At 70.2% G+C, this 3,464-nt stretch carries 4 protein-coding genes and 1 pseudogene; 3 read left to right on the top strand and 2 right to left on the bottom strand.

Annotated features, from left to right (window positions below; translation table 11 throughout):
- A partial coding sequence (locus tag I73_RS02980; RefSeq protein WP_148289662.1) for a TlpA disulfide reductase family protein occupies nucleotides 1–385 on the top strand: 385 nt, incomplete at its 5' end.
- A gap of 29 nt (nucleotides 386–414) precedes the next feature.
- On the opposite strand, the pseudogene I73_RS25640 reads toward I73_RS02980, so the two are convergent.
- Nucleotides 415–1,529 (bottom strand): annotated as a pseudogene (locus tag I73_RS25640) (YeeE/YedE family protein).
- Nucleotides 1,530–1,689: 160 nt separating this feature from the next.
- Between I73_RS25640 and I73_RS02970 the strand changes: the two are divergent.
- Both I73_RS02970 and I73_RS02965 read left to right on the top strand, forming a co-directional pair.
- Nucleotides 1,690–2,061 (top strand): helix-turn-helix transcriptional regulator, encoded by a 372-nt coding sequence (locus I73_RS02970; RefSeq protein ID WP_026096244.1) that lies wholly within the window; start codon nucleotides 1,690–1,692, stop codon nucleotides 2,059–2,061.
- A gap of 57 nt (nucleotides 2,062–2,118) precedes the next feature.
- The gene (locus tag I73_RS02965) at nucleotides 2,119–2,673 is read left to right on the top strand and encodes a TlpA disulfide reductase family protein (protein WP_234409394.1); all 555 of its coding nucleotides are present in this window, start codon (nucleotides 2,119–2,121) and stop codon (nucleotides 2,671–2,673) included.
- 11 nt (nucleotides 2,674–2,684) lie between these two features.
- Here the strand turns inward: I73_RS02965 and I73_RS25635 are convergent.
- A partial coding sequence (locus I73_RS25635) for an FCSD flavin-binding domain-containing protein (protein WP_022979256.1) occupies nucleotides 2,685–3,464 on the bottom strand: 780 nt, incomplete at its 5' end.

Below are 3,464 nucleotides of genomic sequence, written 5' to 3'. Positions count from 1 at the left end.
CGGGGCAGCGCTTTCGCCGGGCGCCTGGCGTGGCGTGCCCACGGTGGTGGTGTTCTGGTCGGCGGACTGCGCCTACTGCCAGCGCCACAACAGCCGCATTGCGCAGCTGCACGCCACGGTGGACCCGCAGCGCCTGCAGGTGCTGGGTGTGGCGGAGGGGGGCGATGCCGCCGCGGCCCGGCAGGAGGCGGCACGGCGGGACTGGCACTTCCCGATGGTGATCGACGATGGGCATTTGCGCGCGCGCTTCACGCCACGCCGTGTGGTGCCCATGACCTGCTTGCTCGCCGCCGATGGGCGGCTGGCGCAGTGCATCCCGGGTGAAATGAGCGAGGCCGATGTGATGGCGCTTGCTTCGGCCTCGTGGTCCGGCCCGGTTCGCTGAAGAGGGATGGAGCGATGCGCCGACCCGCCTCAACCCATGCGTTCGATGCGCCAGCTCTGGTAGCGCAGCCCCAGCAGACCGCCGGCCACGATGCCCAGCACCGCCAGCCCGCTACCCAAGGACAGGGTGGACAGGCCGGAGATGCCCTGGCCGATGGTGCAGCCCATGGCCACCACGCCGCCCACCCCCATCAGGCTGGCCCCCACCAGATGCAGGCCCAGGTCCTGCACGTCGGCAAAGCCTTCCCAGCGGAAGCTGCGCTGCAGCACTGCCGAGGCCGCGGCCCCCAGCGGCACGCCGAGCACGCTGACGATGCCCAGCGTCAAGGTCTTGGAGCTGTCGCTGAAGAACAGCAGCCAGTCCAGTGCATAGGCCAGCGGCGAGGCCATGCTCAGTGCTTCCATGCGGTGGCTGTTGGTGGCCAGAAGGCCGGTTCCAGGGTCTGGGGATCTTTCGGCACGTAGCCCAGCACGCCGGACGCCCACCACACGCCCGTGATCACCGCGCCGATGCCCAGGCCACCCAGCAAGGCGGCGGAGCTGCGGCCTTCGGGACGGCTCAGCGCCCAGCCGCCCAGCAGCAGCGCCACGGCCGCACCCAGCCCGCCGGCGATGGCCGGTACGCGACCCCAGCCGGCGCTGGCCAGCAGCGTGGGCAGGTCCTGCCCGCTGGGCAGGTCGACGAAGAAGCGCTCCACCGTGGCCACCCGCCACACGGCTGTCAGGCCCTTGAGGGTGGCGAAGGCGGTCACCGCCATCACGATCAACACCACCAGCGACTTGAGGTTGCCGCCGCCCAGGCGCACCAGGTTGCGGCTGCCGCAGCCCGAAGCCAGCACCATGCCGACGCCGAACAGACCGCCGCCCACCCCGGCCGACAGCCACAGCAGCCGGGGCACGGCGTAGATCGTGTTGCGCGCCTCCACCCAGCCCAGGGCCACCATGCCGTTGAAGCCCAGCGTGGCCACGGCCACGGCCAGGGCCCACATGCGGGCCCGTTCCCAGTGGCCCATGCTGACCACGTCGGCGATGGCGCCCATGGTGCAGAAGCGGCTGCGGTGGGCGATGAAGCCGAAGAGCAGGGACAGCCCGAAGGCGGCCCAGAGCACCTGGGTGGCCAGGTGGGCGGTGTCGACATCCGTCATGGCGCGCGGGGGAGGAGGGTCAGACCGAGGTGGGGCCGATTGTGCAGGCGACCGACCGGAGCGTCACCGCGGAATGCCCTAGGCGGTATGTCGGCGCCTTCCGCGTCCTGGTGTGCAGCCCGCTGTCTGCGCAAGTGCTGATAGAGTGATGGACGGATCCATGCCAGAGGTCAAGGTGGCCGAAACGAACGATCAGGACCGGGTGTTCGAGAGCGCGGCAGAGCTGTTCAGCCTGCTGTCCACGCCGGTGCGTCTGAAGATCATCAGCGCCGTGTGCAACGGCGAGCGCAACGTTTCGGAGCTGCTCTCGGAGATCGACACCACCCAGCCCAACATGTCCCAGCATCTGTCCACGCTGTACCGCGCTGGCGTGCTGGGGCGACGCCGGGAGGGCACCCAGGTGTTCTACCGCTTGCAGAGCGAGCGGGTGGCGCAGTTGTGCCGGGCGGTCTGCACCCAGATCGCCATCGAGCTCGATGACGGGGCCGAGCTGCCTTCGGCAGACCAGCTCCTGCGGGGCCGCCGGGGCTGAGCCCGGTGGCCTTCGCCTTGTTGCGAAAGGCCGGACATGGATGACAGGACGAGGCCCGTGGATGGGTCTGAAGGTGGCGCCGTCTTGGCGCCCGTCGGTGGTGGGCCGGGCGCGGCGCGACGCCGTTGGCTGCTGGGCGCCCTGGCAGGTGTGAGCGTGCCCGTCTGGGCCCAAGGCGCTGGGCCTGCGGCGCCAGTGCCCAAGCTGGGCAGTGCGCTGCCCCTGACCGAGGTGCCCTTGCTGGAAGGTGGCGTGTTCCGACCCGCCGATGCCGAGAGCAAGGTCGTGGTGCTGTACTACTGGGCCAGTTGGTGTCCCTTCTGTGCCCAGCAGACGCCCTGGATGGAGAAGCTCTGGCAGGCCCAGCGCCAGCGCGGGCTGGTGGTGCTGGGCCTGTCCATCGACACCCAGGCGGCCGATGCCATCGCCTACCGGGCTCGCAAGGGCTACACCTTCCCCTGCGGCCTGCTGACCGCAGAGGTGGCCCGCGTGCTGCCCAAGCCCAAGGGGTTGCCCGTCACCCTCGCGCGCGGACGCGATGGCCGCGTGGCGGCGGTGGAGACGGGGCAGCTCTTCCCGGAGGATGTGGAAGCGCTGGCGCGCTTCCTCTGAGGCTGCGCCGCTCAGGCGAAGGTGTCGGCCATCAGCGCCTTGAACCAGGTGTTCATCTGCTCGAAGTTGCCGCTGCTCCAGCCGCTGGAGGCCCCCGACGCGTTGGCCACCGAGGCCATGGCGCGGCTGCCGGCGTCGTACTGGAACACCGCGGTCAGCCAGGAGGCTTGGCTCATGGTGATCGTCGAGTAGCAGGCTGAGTTGGTGACCGGGGCCGGGTCCAGCGCCTGGCCGGCCAGCAGACGGACGATGGCATCGGCACAGACCTTGGCCTCCTGGTTGGCGATGTGACCGGCCTTGGGCTGGGTCGTGGCCGACGAGTCTCCGATCACATGAATGCCCGGCGCCACCAGGCTTTCGTAGCTCAGCACATCCACCCCGGCAAAGCGGCCGTCGGTCGCGTTGGCCAGGCCCGTGGCGGCCACGATGGGGGCGCAGCGCTGGCGCGGGATCAGGTTGATCACGTCGCCATGCACGGCCCCGGCGCTGGTCTGCAGCGTCATGGTGGCGGCGTCGGCGGACTGGATGGCGACGCTGGTGTGGTACTCGATGACGCTGGCGTGCAGGTCGTAGAAGGCGCGGCTGAAGTTGTCCTTCTCGGCCACGAAGTCCGGGTTGGCGTCCAGCACCAGCAGCTTGGCGCCGGGCTTGTACTTCTTGAGCCAGTCGGCCAGCAGGCAGGCCCGCTCGTTAGGGCCCGGCGGGCAACCGTAGGGCGTGGGCGGAATGGTCAGGATGCCCGTGCCCTGGGCCCGGCAGGGCTGCAACTGCTGGCGCAGCGTCGTGATCTG

It is taken from the genome of Ideonella sp. B508-1, from assembly GCF_000333615.1.
In the GTDB taxonomy this organism is placed as follows: Bacteria; Pseudomonadota; Gammaproteobacteria; order Burkholderiales; family Burkholderiaceae_C; genus Ideonella.
The sequence above is the reverse complement of the archived record's forward strand: the minus strand, read 5'-3'. Positions and strand labels throughout refer to the sequence as shown.